17 protein-coding genes and 2 pseudogenes are annotated in these 16,685 nt (G+C 72.3%); 12 read left to right on the forward strand and 7 right to left on the reverse strand.

Annotated features, from left to right (window positions below; genetic code table 11):
• Window positions 1–162: 162 nt before the first annotated feature.
• A pseudogene (locus KY5_RS43285) lies at window positions 163–300 on the forward strand (hypothetical protein); the annotation flags it as partial.
• A gap of 61 nt (window positions 301–361) precedes the next feature.
• Window positions 362–643: pseudogene (locus KY5_RS42765) on the forward strand (transcriptional regulator); the annotation flags it as partial.
• Between the two features lie 8 nt (window positions 644–651).
• On the opposite strand, the gene KY5_RS32550 reads toward KY5_RS42765, so the two are convergent.
• Complete coding sequence (locus KY5_RS32550) at window positions 652–1,461, reverse strand: alpha/beta fold hydrolase (RefSeq protein ID WP_098245563.1); 810 nt, start codon at window positions 1,459–1,461, stop codon at window positions 652–654.
• A 172-nt stretch (window positions 1,462–1,633) separates the two neighbouring features.
• On the opposite strand from KY5_RS32550, the gene KY5_RS32555 reads away from it, so the two are divergent.
• Complete coding sequence (locus KY5_RS32555; RefSeq protein WP_098247612.1) at window positions 1,634–2,500, forward strand: helix-turn-helix domain-containing protein; 867 nt, start codon at window positions 1,634–1,636, stop codon at window positions 2,498–2,500.
• Here the strand turns inward: KY5_RS32555 and KY5_RS32560 are convergent.
• The gene (locus KY5_RS32560; protein WP_098245564.1) at window positions 2,400–3,299 is read right to left on the reverse strand and encodes an aminoglycoside phosphotransferase family protein; all 900 of its coding nucleotides are present in this window, start codon (window positions 3,297–3,299) and stop codon (window positions 2,400–2,402) included. The genes KY5_RS32555 and KY5_RS32560 overlap by 101 nt on opposite strands.
• 102 nt (window positions 3,300–3,401) lie before the next feature.
• Complete coding sequence (locus KY5_RS32565) at window positions 3,402–4,847, reverse strand: glyceraldehyde-3-phosphate dehydrogenase (protein WP_098245565.1); 1,446 nt, start codon at window positions 4,845–4,847, stop codon at window positions 3,402–3,404.
• Between the two features lie 200 nt (window positions 4,848–5,047).
• Between KY5_RS32565 and KY5_RS32570 the strand changes: the two genes are divergently transcribed.
• Window positions 5,048–5,419, forward strand: a complete 372-nt coding sequence (locus KY5_RS32570) for an ArsR/SmtB family transcription factor (protein ID WP_234362964.1) — start codon at window positions 5,048–5,050, stop codon at window positions 5,417–5,419.
• Entirely contained in the window at window positions 5,412–7,982 is a 2,571-nt protein-coding gene (mgtA, locus tag KY5_RS32575) for a magnesium-translocating P-type ATPase (RefSeq protein WP_418952835.1), read from the forward strand. The genes KY5_RS32570 and mgtA overlap by 8 nt, the downstream gene beginning before the upstream one ends.
• Here mgtA and KY5_RS32580 read toward each other — a convergent pair.
• Complete coding sequence (locus KY5_RS32580; protein ID WP_098245567.1) at window positions 7,973–9,460, reverse strand: LCP family protein; 1,488 nt, start codon at window positions 9,458–9,460, stop codon at window positions 7,973–7,975. The two genes, mgtA and KY5_RS32580, sit on opposite strands and share 10 nt — an antisense overlap.
• A 106-nt stretch (window positions 9,461–9,566) precedes the next feature.
• Between KY5_RS32580 and tatA the strand changes: the two genes are divergently transcribed.
• The gene (tatA, locus tag KY5_RS32585) at window positions 9,567–9,806 is read left to right on the forward strand and encodes a Sec-independent protein translocase subunit TatA (RefSeq protein ID WP_098245568.1); all 240 of its coding nucleotides are present in this window, start codon (window positions 9,567–9,569) and stop codon (window positions 9,804–9,806) included.
• A gap of 51 nt (window positions 9,807–9,857) precedes the next feature.
• On the opposite strand, the gene KY5_RS32590 is transcribed toward tatA, so the two are convergent.
• Complete coding sequence (locus KY5_RS32590; protein WP_234362965.1) at window positions 9,858–10,394, reverse strand: VanZ family protein; 537 nt, start codon at window positions 10,392–10,394, stop codon at window positions 9,858–9,860.
• 32 nt (window positions 10,395–10,426) lie between these two features.
• Window positions 10,427–10,819, reverse strand: coding sequence for a DUF2267 domain-containing protein (locus KY5_RS32595; protein WP_098245570.1), 393 nt, complete (start codon window positions 10,817–10,819; stop codon window positions 10,427–10,429).
• Between the two features lie 410 nt (window positions 10,820–11,229).
• Between KY5_RS32595 and KY5_RS41945 the strand changes: the two genes are divergently transcribed.
• The 5 genes from KY5_RS41945 (at window position 11,230) to KY5_RS32615 (ending at window position 15,300) form a co-directional block, all read left to right on the forward strand.
• A complete protein-coding gene (locus tag KY5_RS41945) occupies window positions 11,230–11,424 on the forward strand; it encodes a hypothetical protein (RefSeq protein WP_159072645.1) in 195 nt (64 codons plus the stop codon).
• 13 nt (window positions 11,425–11,437) lie between these two features.
• Entirely contained in the window at window positions 11,438–11,887 is a 450-nt protein-coding gene (locus tag KY5_RS32600) for an ATP-binding protein (protein ID WP_234362966.1), read from the forward strand.
• 181 nt (window positions 11,888–12,068) lie between these two features.
• Window positions 12,069–13,727: a PP2C family protein-serine/threonine phosphatase gene (locus tag KY5_RS32605; protein WP_098247615.1), complete on the forward strand. Its 1,659-nt coding sequence runs from the start codon at window positions 12,069–12,071 to the stop codon at window positions 13,725–13,727.
• Entirely contained in the window at window positions 13,724–14,884 is a 1,161-nt protein-coding gene (locus tag KY5_RS32610) for a cobalamin B12-binding domain-containing protein (protein ID WP_098245571.1), read from the forward strand. The genes KY5_RS32605 and KY5_RS32610 overlap by 4 nt, the downstream gene beginning before the upstream one ends.
• A complete protein-coding gene (locus tag KY5_RS32615) occupies window positions 14,881–15,300 on the forward strand; it encodes an STAS domain-containing protein (protein WP_098245572.1) in 420 nt (139 codons plus the stop codon). The genes KY5_RS32610 and KY5_RS32615 overlap by 4 nt, the downstream gene beginning before the upstream one ends.
• 34 nt (window positions 15,301–15,334) lie before the next feature.
• Here the strand turns inward: KY5_RS32615 and KY5_RS32620 are convergent, their stop codons facing one another.
• Window positions 15,335–16,099 (reverse strand): GNAT family N-acetyltransferase, encoded by a 765-nt coding sequence (locus KY5_RS32620; protein ID WP_098247616.1) that lies wholly within the window; start codon window positions 16,097–16,099, stop codon window positions 15,335–15,337.
• A 198-nt stretch (window positions 16,100–16,297) separates the two neighbouring features.
• Here KY5_RS32620 and KY5_RS32625 point away from each other — a divergent pair, with 198 nt between their 5' ends.
• Window positions 16,298–16,678 carry a CU044_2847 family protein gene (locus tag KY5_RS32625; RefSeq protein WP_098245573.1) on the forward strand — a complete coding sequence of 127 codons (381 nt, stop codon included), beginning with the start codon at window positions 16,298–16,300 and terminating at the stop codon, window positions 16,676–16,678.
• Window positions 16,679–16,685 lie beyond the last annotated feature (7 nt).

Consider the following 16,685-nt stretch of genomic DNA (forward strand, 5'->3'; position numbering starts at 1 on the left):
CTCCCGAGGGGTGAACTCCTTTCTCTACGCCCGGCTCCACATGACCGCCAGGCCGATAACCGGCCCTACCCCGGGCCGGACCCTCCGCCCCCAGGTGCGCCTCCGAGGTGCGCGACACGCAGAAGACATGCGTAATCCGCCACCTGCGTGCACGTGCTGCCGGTGAGTGACTTCGACGCCATCGACGCGCTGCTGGCCGCCAGCGGCCCCGAGACGGAACTCCCGCCCGTCGCCGAACGCCGCGCACTGCGCGAGGCCCTGCACCTGTCGCAGGCACAGGTCGCCAGGGCCATCGGCGTCAGCCCGACCACGGTCGGCGGCTGGGAGTCGGGCCGCGAGCCGACGGGGGAGGTCCGGCACAAGTACGCGTACTTCCGCGCGGCGCGGCCTCATGGCGCGGCTGCGCTACCTGACCCGCTCCGAGCACGCCCGCGCCGCCGCGCGCGATGACCGGACTCACCATCACCGACCGTACGCTCAAGGCGTGGCTCAAGGGCAGGCGCGGCCCCTCGCGGAAGAACCTCGAACACGTCGACGCCGCGTCCTGGAGTTCCGCACCCTGAACATCCGCCGGTGGGACCGCATCGTGGAGGCATGGGCCGAGGGCGACGAGAGCGCCCTGGACGCGGCGCAGGTCGACCAGACTGACCCTCAACTCAGTGCGTCGAGGCCCTTGTTAGAGGACTCGCTGTGGGTCCCGGTGAAGCCCAGTACGAGCGCGGCGGTCCGCTCGGGCTCCTCCAGGATGGGGGTGTGTCCGGCTCCGGGGAGCATGGTCACCCGGGCGTCGGGCACCACGCGGTAGTCGTCGGCGGACGCGGGGCGCCATCTGTGGTCCTGGTCGCCGAAGATCACCTGTAGTGGCTTGCCGACGGCCGTCAGGCGGGTCGGGAGCGCCTGCTCCGTCAGGTACGCGGTGGACGCCCGCATCGAGGCGGTGAACGCGTGGGGGGACATCGCGCGGAGTTCCTCGACGAGTTCCTGGGGGACCTGGAAGCCCGCGCGGAATCCGGTGCTCGCGAAACCGCGGATCTGCTCGTCGGTCGGCGGCCAGAGCGCGGGGTCGATCGGGGCGGGCTCCGGTCCCGTGAAGGCGTCCATGGCGGGGCCGGTGTTGATGAGCACGAGCGCGGACACCAGGCCGGGCCGCAGCTCGGCGAGGGCGGTGGCGGCGTAGCCGCCGCTGGAGTGGCCGACGGCGACGACGCGCTCGACGCCGAGCCGGTCGAGCGCGGTGCCGAGGGCGGCCGCCTGGGTCGGGGTCGCATAGGCGCGGCCGACGGGTTCGGGTGAACGGCCGTGCCCCGGCAGGTCGATCCGGATGACGTGATGGGACGCGGAAAGGAAAGGGACGAGCGCGTCCCACGCGCGACTTGAGGTGGCGCTGCCGTGGATGAGGAGGAGGGCGGGGGCGTCGCGCGGGCCGTCCCGCCTGACGTGGAGGTCACCATGAGGAGTCATGGGCCCACGGTGACTCGCGCCGGGCGCCCGAGGATTGGACGAATGTTCCTTCCCCGGCCCGCGTGGCGCCGCTTAGCATTCGACGATGGGGTCCACCACCGGTGCGCGTGACGATCCCGCCGCGTGGGACGTCGCACGTCCGAGGCGGCCGGGCCCGGTCGCCGGTGTCGACATGGCGGGGTTCCGGGTGCCGGGGGCGCTCGCCGGTGGGCTACGGGTCGTTCCGCACCCGGCCGTGATGCTGATCCTGGAGTTCGGCGCGGGCGAGCCCACCGTGGAGGACGGATCGGGGCGGCTGCACCGGGGAAGTCTCGTCGCCGGGCCCGGATTCGGCTCCGGGGGAGTGGTGCGGGCGTGGGGCGAACGGGTCGAGTGTGTGCAGGTGCGCCTGTCGCCCGTGATCGCGGGCACGCTCCTCGGTGTCGGTCCCGCCGAACTGACCGGCGCCGCGGTCTCCCTCGACGACCTGTGGGGCAAAGAGGCGGCACGGACGCGCGAGCGGCTCAGCGAACTCCCCTCGTGGCAGGCCCGCTTCACGCTCATGGACGAGCTGCTCGCCCGCCGACGCGCCACGAGCCCGCCGGTGGACCCGGCGGTGGCCTGGGCCTGGAAACGGATCGTGGCCAGCGGGGGCCTCGCCCGCGTCGACCGCTTGGCGGCGGAACTCGGCTGGAGCCGCAAACGCCTGTGGTCCCGGTTCCACGCGTCCGTGGGCATGCCACCGAAGAGCGCGGCGAAACTGGTCCGCTTCGACCGCGCGGTGCACCGGATGGTCGAGGGCCGGGGCGCGGCCCACGTCGCGGCGGACAGTGGCTACTTCGACCAGTCGCATCTGCACAGGGACGTCATGGAGTTCACGGGATCGACTCCGTCGACGGTGGTGGGCGAGCCCTTCCTGACGGTGGACGACCGGGCGTGGCCGGCCGGGGGAGCCCCCGTCAGACGGAGGCCAGCAGCCTCTTCAGCGTGCTCCGACCCGCCGTCCCCCACGTCGTCTTGCCACCGGGAAGACCCCGTTCGCCCGCGCGTCCGACGCTGAGCAGGCCGAGGGAAGTACGCAGGGCCCACCCCTTGGCGCGCCGGACCATCGCCTCGTCGGCGCGTGCGTAGGCGGTGAGGAAGGGGGCCGCGCCGCCCTCCGGGAGGAGTTGCCACGCGGACGCGAGGTCCGTCGCCGGGTCGCCCGCGCAGACCTCGCCGAAGTCGATCACTCCGGCGAGCGTGCCGTCGGCGACGACCACGTTCGCGGGGTGCAGGTCGCCGTGCAGCCACAGCGGGGGCCCCTCCCAGGCGGGCGCCGCGAGGGCGTCCTCCCAGATGTCCCTGAGCGTGTCGACGGCCCCGGAGGGGAGGGACTCGGCGGCGGTCATCTCCTCGAACGCCGCATCGAACCCGGCGGCGTGGCTCTTGAGCGGAACGCCGCGGTCGGCGCTGGCGGGTGCCTCGGCGGGCGCCTCCTCGTGGAGCGCGCGGAGGAAGTCGGCGAGGGCCCCCGCCGCGTCGGCGGTGCGGCTGATCACGGTCTTGTCGGCGGGCTCGCCCGGCACCCACGCCGCGACGGTCCACGGCTGGGGGAAGCGCGCGGACGGCTCACTGATCCGTACGGGCACGGGCACGGGGAGCGGCAGCCGAGGCGCGAGGGCGGGCAGCCACGCGTACTCCTTGCGCAGCAGGTCGGGCCCGCGCGGCGTACGCGGCAGGCGCACCGCCAACTCCTCGCCCAGGCGCCACAGTTGGTTGTCCCAGCCGCCGTCGACGAGCCGCAGGCTCAGCTCCGCGAGGTCCGGCTGCCGCTCGCGCAGCAGTGACCTCACCAGTTCCACGTCCACCTCTGTCATGCCCGAGCCCCTCCGAAGACGATGGGCCACAAGCTACAACGCGGCGCGCGCCCCTCGGACAACGAGGAGCGCGCGCCGGTGCTGAGGATCGGGACCGGAGGATCAGACCGCCGGTGCCGGGTACGTCGGGTACTCCACGCCGGAGACGTGCTGCACGACCCGGATGACCTGGCACGAGTAGCCGAACTCGTTGTCGTACCAGAGGTAGAGGATCGCGTTGTCGCCGTCGACCTTGGTGGCGCCCGCGTCGACGATCGAGGCGTGGCGCGAGCCGATGAAGTCGTTCGAGACCGCGTCCGGCGCGCTGGTGAAGTCGATCTGACGCTTGAGCGGCGAGGTCAGGGAGACGTCGCGCAGGTAGTCGAGGACCTCGTCGCGCGTGGCCTCGCGGCCGAGCCGCAGGCTGAGGATCGCGATCGAGACGTCCGGGACGGGGACGCGGATCGAGCTGCCCGTGATCGGCGCCTTGAGGTCGGGCAGCGCCTTGGCGACGGCGGACGCGGCACCGGTCTCGGTGATCACCATGTTGAGCGGCGCGGAACGGCCGCGACGGTCGGCCTTGTGGTAATTGTCGAGCAGGTTCTGGTCGTTGGTGAACGAGTGGACCGTCTCCACGTGCCCGCGGAGCACCCCGTACTCGTCCGCCATCGCCTTCAGCGGCGGCACGATCGCGTTGGTGGTGCAGGACGCGCAGGACAGGATCTGCTCGTCCGGCTTGATCGTGTCGTGGTTGACGCCGTGCACGATGTTCGGGACGTCACCCTTGCCGGGCGCGGTGAGGACGACCTTGTCGATGCCGGGGCGCAGGTGCTGGGAGAGGCCCTCGCGGTCACGCCACTTGCCGGTGTTGTCGATGAGGATGGCGTCCTTGATGCCGTACGCCGTGTAGTCGACCTCCGACGGGTCGCCCGCGTAGATCACCTTGATCTCGTTGCCATTGGCGATGATCTTGCTGTTCGCCTCGTCGACGGTGATCGTGCCCTGGAACTGGCCGTGGATGGAGTCGCGGCGCAGCAGCGAGGCGCGCTTGACGATGTCCTGCTCCCCGCCCCGGCGGACGACGACGGCGCGCAGCCGCAGGCCGTTGCCGGAACCGGCCTTCTCGATGAGCAGCCGGGCGACGAGACGGCCGATGCGGCCGAAGCCGTAGAGGACGACGTCGCGCGGCTCGCAGCGCTCGATCTTGTTCTCGCCGGTGGCGCCGACGACGGCGCCCGCGGTGAACTCCGCGACCGACAGGCCGCGGTCGTCGGCCTTGTACGTCGCGGCGAGCATGCCGAGGTCGATCTGGGACGGGCCGAGGTCGAGGTCGACGAGCGCCTGGAGGAACGGCATCGTCTCGGTGACCGAGAGCTCGGCGCCGGCGATCTGGCGGGCGAAGCGGTGGGTCTTGAGGATGCTGACCACAGACTTGTTCACCAGGGAGCGGCTGTGCAGCAGGATCGTCACGTCCCGCTCCCGGTGCAGCTTCCCGATGAGCGGGATCATCGACTCCGCGATCTCCTCGCGGGTCTTCCAGTTGGTGAACGAGTCGTCATTGACAGTCACGAGTTTATCTTTCGAGCTAGGCGGCGCTCATATGCTAACCCGACACGTTTTTGATCATGAGGACGGCTCCCGGCCACGCGATCCCGGCCATCGGATCGGGCCCGTACCGCGCCCTAGACTTGGGCGGAAACGCCGGAACACCGGGACCGGGACCGGGACAGCAGAGACACCAGAGACAGCAGAGAAGTCGGGAGCGGACAGTGACGGCACGGGCCGGGGGAGCCGAGCGGCAGGAGGGCCCGTCGAGCGATGTGCTCGGCCGGGCGGCCGAGGCGTTCGGACTGCTCGCCGCCCCCGCCAGGCTGCACATCGTGTGGCTCCTCGCCGAGGGCGAGAGCGATGTGACGGGCCTCGCGGAGCGGGTCGGCGGCGCGCTGCCCGCCGTCAGCCAGCACCTGTCGAAGCTGAAGCTCGCGGGCCTGGTGCGGGCCCGCAGGGAGGGCCGCCGCCAGGTGTACTACGTCGACGACCCGGACATCGTGACCGTGGTCAGGCTGATGGTCGGCCAGCTCACCGAGCGCGCGGGGCAGGACGCCGCGCCGGTGCGCCGACTGCGCGGGACCAGTGCCTGAGCGCCTGGCACCGCGTGCGGCACGGAAGAACCCGCTGCCCGGCGCGGGCCCCGGCGACCTCACTCCCCTGCACGTCCTGCGCTCCCTGGACACCACCCCGCGCGGCCTGACCGAACAGGACGCCACGGACCGCCTCGCCCTGCACGGCCCGAACACGCTGCCCGCCCACCGCACGGTCTCCTGGCCGGTCCGCCTCCTCCGCAGCCTGCGCGACCCGTTCACCGCGGTCCTGCTCGTCCTCGGCCTGGTCTCCGCCGCCGTCGCCTCCTGGGGCACCGCCTGTGTGATCCTCACGCTCGTCGCGGTCAGCTGCGTGCTGCGCTCGCACGGCGAGCATCGCGCGGAGAACGCCGTGCGGCACCTGCGCGACCTCGTCGCGAGCACCGCCACCGTGCGGCGCAGGGACACGGCCGACGCCGAGCCCCGCACCCGTGAGACCCCCGTCGACGAACTGGTGCCCGGCGACGTGATCAGGCTCGGCCCCGGCGACCTGGTGCCCGCCGACGTACGGCTGCTGCGCGCGCACGGACTCACCGTCGACCAGTCGGCGCTCACCGGCGAATCCGCCCCGGTCGCCAAGGCGGCGTCCGACCCGCCCGGCCCCGATGCGGTCGCGGCCGACGGGGCGTTCACCCCGCCGCACCTCTGCTTCCAGGGCAGCAGCGTCGCCTCCGGCAGCGCCGCCGCCGTGGTCGTCGCCACCGGCGCCGACACCCGCTTCGCCGCCGCCCACACCGGCCCCGGACCACGGGCATCGACCGCCTTCGACCGCTCCGTGCACGGCATCTCCTGGGTCCTGATCCGCTTCATGCTGATCACCCCGCCACTGGTCCTGATGGCGAACGCGGCGCTGCGCGGCCGGGGCCTTGAGACGCTGCCGTTCGCCGTGGCGGTCGCGGTCGGCCTGACGCCCGAGATGCTCCCGGTCATCGTCACCACCTGCCTGGCACGGGGCGCCGCGCTGCTCGCCCGTACCCATGGAGTGATCGTCAGACGGCTGCCCGCCCTGCACGACCTCGGGGCGGTCGACGTGCTGTGCGTGGACAAGACCGGCACGCTCACCCAGGACAGGCCCGAGGTCGCGGGGGCCTACGACGCCGCGGGGCGGCACGCGCCCGACGTCCTCGGCTGGGCCGCGGCGAACGCCTGGTGGACCCTGCAACTCGCCGACCTGCCCGCACCCGACGCCCTCGACGAGGCGCTCCTCGACGCCGTCGACCCCGAGGAGGCGATGGCGTACGACGGCGTGGCCGCGCTGCCCTTCACCCCCGAACGCCGCGTGTCCACCGCCGTGGTCCGCACGCCCGGCGCCCTCGGCGGACACACCTTGATCGTCAAGGGCGCCGTGGAGTCGGTCGTCGAACGCTGCGCGTTGAGCGACGGCGAGCGCGCCGAGGTCCTCGCCACCGCCGGGCGCCGGGCCGAGGCCGGGCTGCGCGTGATCGCCGTCGCCACCGCCGAGCGCCCCGCCCGCACGGGCGCGTACACCCCGGCCGTCGAGCGCGGCCTGACCCTGCGCGGCCTCGTCGCCTTCCGCGACGCGCTCGCGCCCGGCGCCGAGCACGCCCTCGCGGGCCTCGCCGAGCGCGGCGTCACCGTCAAGGTCCTCACCGGCGACCACCCGGCCACCGCCGCCCGCGCCTGCCGTGACCTGGGCCTCGACCCCGGTGAGGTCGTGGGCGCCGACCGCATCGACGCGCTCGCCGACGAGGAGCTCGCCGCACTCGCCGCGACCACCACCGTCTTCGCCCGCTGCACCCCCGAGCACAAGGCCAGGATCACCGCGGCCCTGCGCGGGCACGGCCACACCACGGGGTTCCTCGGCGACGGCGTCAACGACCTGCCCGCGCTGCGCGCGGCGGACGTCGGGATCTGCCCGCGCGGCGGCGTCGAGGTGGCCCGCGAGAGCGCCGACGTGGTGCTCGCCGACAAGGACCTGACGGCGATCGGCCACGCCATCGCCGCAGGCCGGCTCAGCAGCGGCAACATCGCCACCTATCTGCGGATCACGCTGTCCTCGAACCTCGGCAACGTCATCGCGATGCTCGCCGCGGGGCTGCTCCTGCCGTTCCTGCCGATGCTCCCGGTCCAGGTCCTGGTGCAGAACCTGTGCTTCGACGCGGCCCAGCTCGCGTTCGCCCACGACCGCCCCGCGCCCGCCACCACCCGCCGCCCGACCGTCCTGCGCCCCCGCTCCTTCCTGCGGTTCATCACCGGATTCGGCCTGCTCGGCGCGCTCGCCGACCTCGCCACGTTCGGCGCGCTCGCGCTCACCGCGGGCGCGTGGGGCGACGCGGCCGCCTTCCACTCCGGCTGGTTCACCGAGAACCTGCTCGCCCAGGCCCTGGTGATCCTGCTCCTGCGCACGGGCCCGCGCCCCGCGCCGGGGCCCCTGCGCGCGGCCGCCGCCGCGCTCGCCGCGATCGGCGTCCTGCTGCCGCTCACCCCGCTGGGCGGCCCGCTCGGCCTGACCTCGCTCCCGCTGCCGTACTACGGGCTGCTCGCGGGGATCCTCGCGGTGTACGCCCTGGTGCTCGTCGGCGTCCGGAGGGCTCAGCCGTAGGAGAGGTCCGAGCACGGGTTGTCGGCGGCCGAGCGGGTGTCCTTGGTGAGGTCGGAGGGAGCCTCGCCCCGGTAGGAACTGCCGAGGACGAGCCGGAGCCCCGCGTCGGGCGTCAGATCGGACGCGGGCTTCAGCTCGGCTCCGGGGAAGAGCGTGGCGAGGGCCTCGGCCCGGCCCTTCTGTCCCGCGCCGGGGCCGTACTGGATCTCGGTGGTGGTGTGCTCCCTGCTCGCCGCGTCCGTCGTGGCCGTGACGGTGAAGTCGTGCTTCGTGAGGGTCTTGGCGGCCCGCGCGGCGAGCCCGTCGGTGGTGGTGCCGTTCTGGACGGCGACACGGATCCCGTCCCCCAACGCAGGCTTCCGCTTCTTCGCCCCGGCCTCCTTGTGCGCGCCGCCCGCGTCGGTGCCGTCGAGCGTGCGGTCGTCCTTGAGCGAGGCCCAGAGCGCGTCCGCGTCCGGCTGGACGACGGCGACGCGCTGCCCCTCGTACCGCCAGGGGATCGTGATGAACCGGGTGTTGTGCAGGTCGATGTCCTTGAGCGACATCGCGAACGACAGGAGCTTGTCGGCGGAGCCGAGGCCCGGGTCCACGGTCATGGACTCGGTGGCCGCCTCGGCGAGCGGAAACAGCTTGGTCGGCGTGAATCCCTCGTCCTTCACCTTCTTGAGCAGGCTGGAGACGAACGCCTGCTGGCGCTTGATGCGGCCGATGTCGGAGCCGTCGCCGATGCCGTGCCTGATGCGTACGTAGTCCAGGGCCTTCTGCCCCGACACGCTCTGCTCGCCCTTGCTGAACAGCTTCTTGCCGCGGGTGGTGCGGTTCGGATTGAGATTGCCCTGGTAGACGTCCTTGGGCAGGCACACGTCGACGCCGCCGACGACGTCGGTGAGCGCGGCGAAGCCCTTGAAGTCGATGACGACGGTGTGGTCGACGCGCAGCCCGGTCAGCTTCTCGACCGTGTTCTGGGTGCAGGCCGGATTGCCCTTGGCGGTCTGGCCCACCGAGTAGGCCGCGTTGAACATCGTGTCGGGCCGCTCCGGCGTCCAGCTCCCGTCGGGGAGTCTGCACGACGGGATGGTCACCAGGGTGTCGCGCGGGATGGAGACGGCGACGGCATGCCGGTGATCGGCGTAGACGTGCAGCAGGAACGCGGTGTCGGAGCGCCCGATGTCCTCCTTGTCCCCGCCGCCGAGCGCGGAATTGCCGCCGGTGCGCGCGTCGGAACCGATGACGAGGACGTTCTCGCCCTTGGACGACGCGGCGTCCGGACGGTTCTTGGCGAGCCCCTCGGCGCCGAACGTCTCGATGTTCCCCGAGAGCCGCAGATAGATCCATCCGCCACCGGCCAGGGCCAGCACGAGCAGGGACAGCGCGATGCCGAGCACGAGCCGCAGCCTCCTGCGCCGCTTCTTGCCGTGCCGGGACGGCGGGGCCTTCCGCCTGCGGCGGGCCGGGGTCTCCTGTCGGCCTGTCGTCATGAGTGCGTCCTCGAATCGCTCCTGCGGAGGGGAGGACTGACCCGCCCCTTAGTTGTACAGTTGCGCAATGTAGCAACCATCAAGAGGCGGAAATGAGGTGGGTGGGTTGCTCCGCAACGCACTGGAGCCGTGGCACCTGCTGGTCGTGGCGATCGTGGTCGTCGTGCTGTTCGGCTCGAAGAAGCTGCCGGACACGGCACGCTCGCTCGGCAAGTCCATGCGGATCCTCAAGAGCGAGGCGAAGGCGATGAAGGCCGACGGCGAGGCGGCGCCCGAGGCGACGGTCGTCAGGACGGAGCAGGCCGGGACGGCGGCGGAGCGGCCGACGACTCCCGCCGAGCGGTAGCCGACGACCTGCCCCGGTCCGACGGCCCGCCCCCGCTCAGGAGTCGGCGGCTCAGACGTCGGTCGCGTTCCGCCTCGTGAAGCGGTGCCACCAGTGGTGCCGTCGGGGGTGCACGGCGCGGCCGAGCCGACGGCCCAGGACGAGGTAACCCAGCAGCGCCCCGGCCGTGTTGAGGATGACGTCGTCGATGTCGAAGGTGCGTCCGGTCACGAACGCGCCCTGCGCCAGCTCGACGAGCACCATGGTGAGCGCCGTGGCGACGCCGACCCGCACCAGACCACGGGTGCGGGGGAGTATCACGGGCAGCAGCAGGCCGAACGGCACGCCGAGCAGGATGTTCCCGCCGAGCTGCTTGACGGTGTCGCGGAAGGCGGGCTGTTCGAGGTACTCACCGATGGAGTCGCCCGGGGTGAAGTTGCTGTGGGTCAGCGCCTCGGAGGCCGCGGACGGCTCAAGGGTCAGGCGGGCGAGCACCACCGCGAACGCGACCATGCCGACGAAGGCCACCAGCATGGTCGCCGCCCTGGCCCACGGGGACAGCGTTTCCTTGGGTTCGTATGTCTTCTCGTAACGACCTCTCCGTGCCATCAGTGCCTCCAGGTAGGTCCGTGCCCAGCGGCTCAGCCCGGTTCGGTGCAGCCGAACAGGCCCGCGTGGCCCGGCGGGAGTTGGATGAGGATGCGGCGCAGCAGCGCGTCGTCCGCCGCCTCCGCGAGCGTGCCGAGTACGGCGGTGACCGTGCGGCGCGCACCGGCCGTGTCGTCCCCCGTGCGCGAGGCCACCGCGTCGACGAACTCCGTCGCGGTCAACGGCTCGCTCGCGGGTTCCGCGTCGGCGAGGAGGGCCCCGCACTGCTGGGGAAGCAGCCGGGCCAGATCGGTGCGGTCGTCGCCCACCAGGTGGGCACCCAGGATGACCAGAACGTTCTCCACGGCACCCGCCGCCTGCTGACGGTCGATGAAGTCACCGCGCTCGCGCACCTGATCGAGCAGCTCTTCCAGGGACGTGTTCATGCAGATTCCTCCTGGTCCGGTTCTGGCTCCGAATACCCGGACGGGGCGCTCTGATGTCTGTCGTCCCCCGGAGGGATGATGGCGCGAGGAACGACAGAGGCCCCGGACTCCGAAGTGTGGAGTCCAGGGCCTCTGTCGTGAGCTCTGGAGCGCTGGGCAGGCCTTGCACCTGCATTTCCCCACAGGAAGCGGGGCGTCTTTCCTTGGACGACCAACGCCGGTCCCCCGACCGGATGTTCCGGCGCGAGGTGGCAGATGAAATCTTAGCCCATGCCGACCACCACTTCGAACCACCCGGAGCGCGGATGCGTGCTCCGCGTTTCACTGGGTACTGAGAATCGCTCAGACTGTCGACAGGGGGCGTTCTTTCGTCCACCAGGGGAGTTGCCCATGACGGAGGGTGAAGCGCTGTGAAGATGCGTGGCGACTCTTCGGTGCTGCACGTCCTCCTGGAGTCACAGCGGCAACACCGTTCGAGCGGAAAGCGATTGGTGGTGTGTGGCCCCTACCGTCCTGTGGTGCACCGGCTGTTCGACGTGACGGGCACCGCCGCGTTCTTCGAGTTGGCCGGGGACCTCGACACGGCCCTGGCCCCGGCCCGGTGAGGGAGTCCTGCGTGTGAGTCACAAGAGTTGCGATGCCCCCTCCGACGCGACCCGCGCGTGCGGGCCGCTCGCCGAACTGCCCGCCGCCGTGCCGCTTCCGGCCACCGCGGGCGACGCGCGCGGACACGTGATGCGCGTGCTGCAGGAACGGGCGGACCGATGCGGGTCCGTGCTCGGCGAGCGCGTCCTTGCCGACCTCCTGATCGCCGTCTCGGAGCTGTTCACCAACGCGACGCGACACGGCGGCGGCGTCACCCGGTTCGAGGTCGGCGCGTGGGCCGGAGAGGTCCGGGTGACCGTGGGCGACCGCTCGTCGGACCTGCCGCGGCGCCGCAGTGCCACGCCGGCGGGCGGCGAGGGCGGGTACGGCTGGGCGCTCATCCGCGAACTGGCCACCGAGGTCACCCTCGTCCTGGATCGGGACGGCGGCAAGCGCATCACCGTGTCGCTGCCCCTGACCTGATGCTCGGGACGTGAACTGATGTGCGCGAAGCGCGGGTTGTACAGTGCGAAGTTCTCTCCACCCATGGGGTGGATCCTCCGCGATCCTTCCGCGTCCACCGGTACGGAAGGGAGACGGTCGTGGTACGCCCGCTGAACGCGATGCCGAAGGGATGAGGGGTTCGTACCGCGTGCCCATCGACATGAACGCACCGAAACAGTCCGACACGACGACGCGCACCGCGCCGCCGGCCCTGGCCGACGCCTGGGCCACCGCGCCGCACGCCGTGGTCGTGGCCGACGGCGTCGGCCGGGTCGCGGCCGCGAACGAGGCGGGCAGACTCCTCCTGCCGGACGCCGCGTGCGGCACCGAACTCCACGACGCCGTACCGAAGTGGCTCGCCGACGCGCACGTCCGGCTCACCGACGAGGCACGGACGGAGCGCGACCCCGTACGCGGGCGGATCGGTGAACGCAGCTTCGCGGCCCACGCGGCGCGGCTCGACGACCGGCACTGGGCCTGGTGGCTCGCGGAGGACACGCCCCTGCGCAGGGCCGAGGACGATCTGCGCGCGGAACGCCACCGCACGGCGCTGCTCGCCGACGTCTCCCAGAAGCTGTCGGCGTCCCTCAACGTCGAGCGGTGCATGGAGGTGACGGCCGCCATGGCGGCGGGCCACCTGTGTGACGCGGCCCTCGTCATCGCGCCGGGCCGCGGCAGCGCCCACCCCGTGACGTACACCGGACCCGAGGGCGAGGTGACGCACGCCGATCTCACCCTCGACCTGGCGGAGGTGCCGGGCCTCAGCGAGGCGATGCAGGGCTTCCCGCCCGTGCCCTCGCGCTGGATCGACCCCGCTTCGCTGCCGGACTGGGCCGTGCCCGCGCACTTCGAGGGCCCCGTGTGCTCGGTGGTGATCACCCCGCTGCCCGGCCACGGCGTGCCCGCGGGGGTCCTGATGCTGCTGCGGTCCACCGAGCGCAGCGCGTTCACCGAGGCCGAGGAGGTCTTCGCACGGATCTTCGCGGCCCGCGCGGGCGCCGCGGTCTCCGCCGCCCGACTCTACGCGGAGCAGAGCGCCATCTCCCGTACGCTCATGCGGGACCTGCTCCCGCCCGACCTGCACACGGTGCACGGCGTGGAGTTCGCCGGGGGATATCGCGCGGCGGGCGCGGGCGAACAGGTCGGCGGCGACTTCTACGACGTACACGCCGGTCAGACGCCGCAGGACGAGACGCTCGTCGTGCTCGGCGACGTCTGCGGCAAGGGCCTCGAAGCGGCCGCTCTCACCGGCAAGATCCGCAACACGGTGCAGGCGCTGCGACCCATGGGGGACGACCACCAGCGGCTGCTCGCGCTGCTCAACGAGTCGCTCCTGGGGTCCCAGCACACCCGGTTCGCCACCCTGGCGCTCGCCTCCGTGATCCGCCGCGGCACCTGCGTCGACCTGCGCGTCACCAGCGCGGGCCACCCGCCGCCGCTGATCGCCCGCGCGGACGGCAGTGTCGTGGAGGCGGAGACGAAGGGCACGCTGATCGGCGCCCTGCCCGAGGTCACCTCGAACACGGCGCGGGTCAGGCTCAAGCCGGGTGAGGTGTGCCTGCTGTTCAGCGACGGGATCGTCGAGGCCAGGGGCGGGCCGCTGGGCACGGAGATGTTCGGGCAGGAGCGTCTGTCATGGGCGCTTTCGGAGTGTTTCGGGATGCTGGCCGAGGCCGTCGTCGAGCGGGTGCAGATGCTCGCCTCGCAGTGGGTGGGGCGCGGACCGCACGACGACATGGCCGTGGTCGCCATAGCCGTGCCGCGCCATCAGCACCTCAGCGCCGTGGACGGACACACCCGAGGCAGGTACACCGGATGACCGCCGGCACGCAGACTCCACGGGGACCGGCGGGCCGGGCGGCCCCGTTCGCACCGGACGGGCCGGACGGGCCGCTCGACCCGGCCGCGACGCTCGCACCGGCCCGCGCCCAGCTCTGGCGCGACGTGCGCGACGGCGACGAGGCGGGGGCCCTCGGCACCGTGCGGGCCGCGGTCGAGGCGGGCGCCGGGTTCGAGAGCGTCCTTCTGGACCTCATCGCGCCCGTGCAGGCCAGGGTCGGCGTCGAATGGGCGGCGAACCGCATCAGCGTCGCCCAGGAGCACGCGGCGACGGCCATCAACGAACGCGTCATCACGCTGACGGCGGGCGCCCACGCCCCCGAACCCCCGTCAGGGGAACGGCGGAACAGACGGATCACGGTGGCCTGTGTGGACGGCGAGTGGCACGCCCTGCCCGCCCGGCTGCTCGCCGAGGTACTGCGCCTGCGCGGCTGGCGGGTCGACTTCCTCGGCGCCCACACGCCTACGCCCCACCTGGTCAGACATCTGCACGAGCAGGCGCCCGACGTGGTGGCGCTGTCCTCGTCGATCCCGACGAACCTGCCCCTCGCGCACGCCGCGCTGACCGCCTGCCAGGCCGTCGGCATGCCGGTGCTCGTCGGCGGCGCGGCCTTCGGGCCCGGTGGGCGGTACGCGGAGATGCTCGGCGCCGACGCCTGGGCGGGCGACGCGCGGGACGCGGCCGATCTGCTCGAACAGGCCCCCGTCCGCCCGCAGGTGGCGATCCACCAGGCCGTGGACGACCTGCCGCACCTCGTCGACCAGGAATACTCGATGGTCGCGCGCACCCGCGGCGAACTGGTCAAGGAAGTGCTCCACGAACTTGAGCAACTCTTCCCGCCGATGGCGCGTTACACCGTGCAGCAACGCCAGCACACCGCGGAGGACATCGCCCACATCGTCGACTACCTGGCCACGGCGCTGTACCTGGACGACGCCGAGCTCTTCACCAGGTTCCTCGACTGGACGGCGGACATCCTCACCGCACGCCACGTACCCGCCCACAGCCTGCTCATCGCCCTGGACGTCCTGGCTCGCAGACTGTCCGACTTCCCGCGCGCCACCCGCGTGCTGGACACCGCACGACATGCCGTCGGCGCTCGGCAGGAGAGCCCCAACACCGGAGAGAACGCATGACCCGCCCAGTCTCCCGTCTCAGCTTGCGCATCGAGTCCCAGCAGGGCGTGCTCACCGTCCACGTCGGCGGAAGCCTGGAGTACGGGGTGACCGAAAGCCTCGTCACCGCCGTCAGGGAACAGCTCGACGCCCCCCGTGAGCACGGACGCATCGACCGGAACCCTTCCCCGGTCCGGCAACTCCGCCTGGATCTCACCGAGTTGACGTTCGTCGACTCCATGGGGCTCGCGGCCCTGCTGATGGTCCGCCGCGTCGCGGACGCGCACGGGGTCGCCCTCCGGCTCGACAACCGCCCCCGCTGCGTGGACCGGCTGCTCCAGCTCACCGGCACCCTCGACCACCTCACGGCCGCCCGCGCGCCCGGGGAGACCGGCGCGTCGGACGGGCGGGGGCGCCGGATCTCGGGCACGGACTGAGGCGGCGCGGGCCGGACCTTCAGGCTCCGAACCTTCAGGCTCCGATCGCGTACTCCGTGAAGCGCCCGCAGCCCGCGAACCCGAGGCGGCGGTAGACGGGTTCGCCCTCGTCGGACGCCTGGAGGACCGAGATCGCGCACCCCGCGTCGCGCGCGGTGCGCAGGGCGGCCAGGGTGATGGCACCGCCGTAGCCGCGGCGGCGCTCGGCGGCGAGCGTGGCGATGTTGTAGAGCCCCGCGACGCCCGCGTGCAGGAACACCTCGGCCGAGCAGACCGGGCGGCCGTCGACGTACCCCACGAGATAGCGGGCCGGGCAGTCGGCGGCCAGGGCCCACGGGGCGGTGTCGGCGAAGAAGCGACGCACGGTCGCGGCGGGCGGGTCCCAGTTCGCCGCCAGCACCCCGGCGTAGTCGGCGAGCTGCTCTTCGCTGGTCACCACGCGGATGTCCAGCCCGTCGGCGTGCGCCTCGGGCAGCGCGTCGCCCAGGTCCCGCCACATGCCGCTCTCGGACTCCGACTCCACGAGCCCCGCGGCCACGAGCCGCTCACCGAGATCCCCCGGCTCCGACGCGGGACCGACCCACCAGGAGAAGGGCCGACCGGTGCGGGCCAGCGCCCCGACCGTCTCCGCGATGCGCTCCCGGGCGGTATCCGGGCCGAAGCGGGCGGCCGCGACGATATTGAAGGTGTCGTCCCCGAGCCCGCTGTCGGCGACCAGCAGATCACCACTCTCGACGACGGATCCGCCCGCCAGGTTCCGGTGCAGATGGCAGGCGTGCTCGGCGAGGTTGCGCTCCATGCGGAGCGGCAGGTCGGTGTGGGGATCGTTCATGGTGGCCATCTCATCATGCTCGACGTGCGGGTCGCGGCGATGCCCGGCGGACGCGTGGGTCCGCTGTGACGGTCGCCTTCGCTACGATCACCCGCGAACCTCGGCTCCGCCGTCCCGGAGGACCACGCGGAGCGCAGCGCACCACCCACGTGCTGAAGGAGCGCCATGTCCCTGAGCGAGCGTCGGCCACTCCACATCGTCGAGGTGCCGCTGGGTGACGGTGAGGACGTCGTCAGAGTCCAGGTGAACGAAGTCGACGAGAGTCTGGTGCGGGTCGGCAGGGGCGGTCGTGCCGTGGCGCGGGCCGAGCAGTCGCTCGGACAGGTGCTCGATGTCGTACGCCCCGTCGCGGACACCTTCGTCGCCCGCTGCCGCGAGATGGCGCACCCGCCGGACGAGGCGACGGTGGAGTTCGGCGTCTCCCTGTCCGCGGATGCCAAGGTCGTCATCGCCGGTACGTCGGCGGCCGCGAACTTCTCCGTCAGCATGACCTGGCACCGCAGTGCTGAACGAGGCTCAAGTGGGGATACTGCACAGGTGAGTTGACCCATTC

Origin of the sequence: Streptomyces formicae (assembly GCF_002556545.1) — a bacterium.
Classification (GTDB): domain Bacteria; phylum Actinomycetota; class Actinomycetes; order Streptomycetales; family Streptomycetaceae; genus Streptomyces; species Streptomyces formicae_A.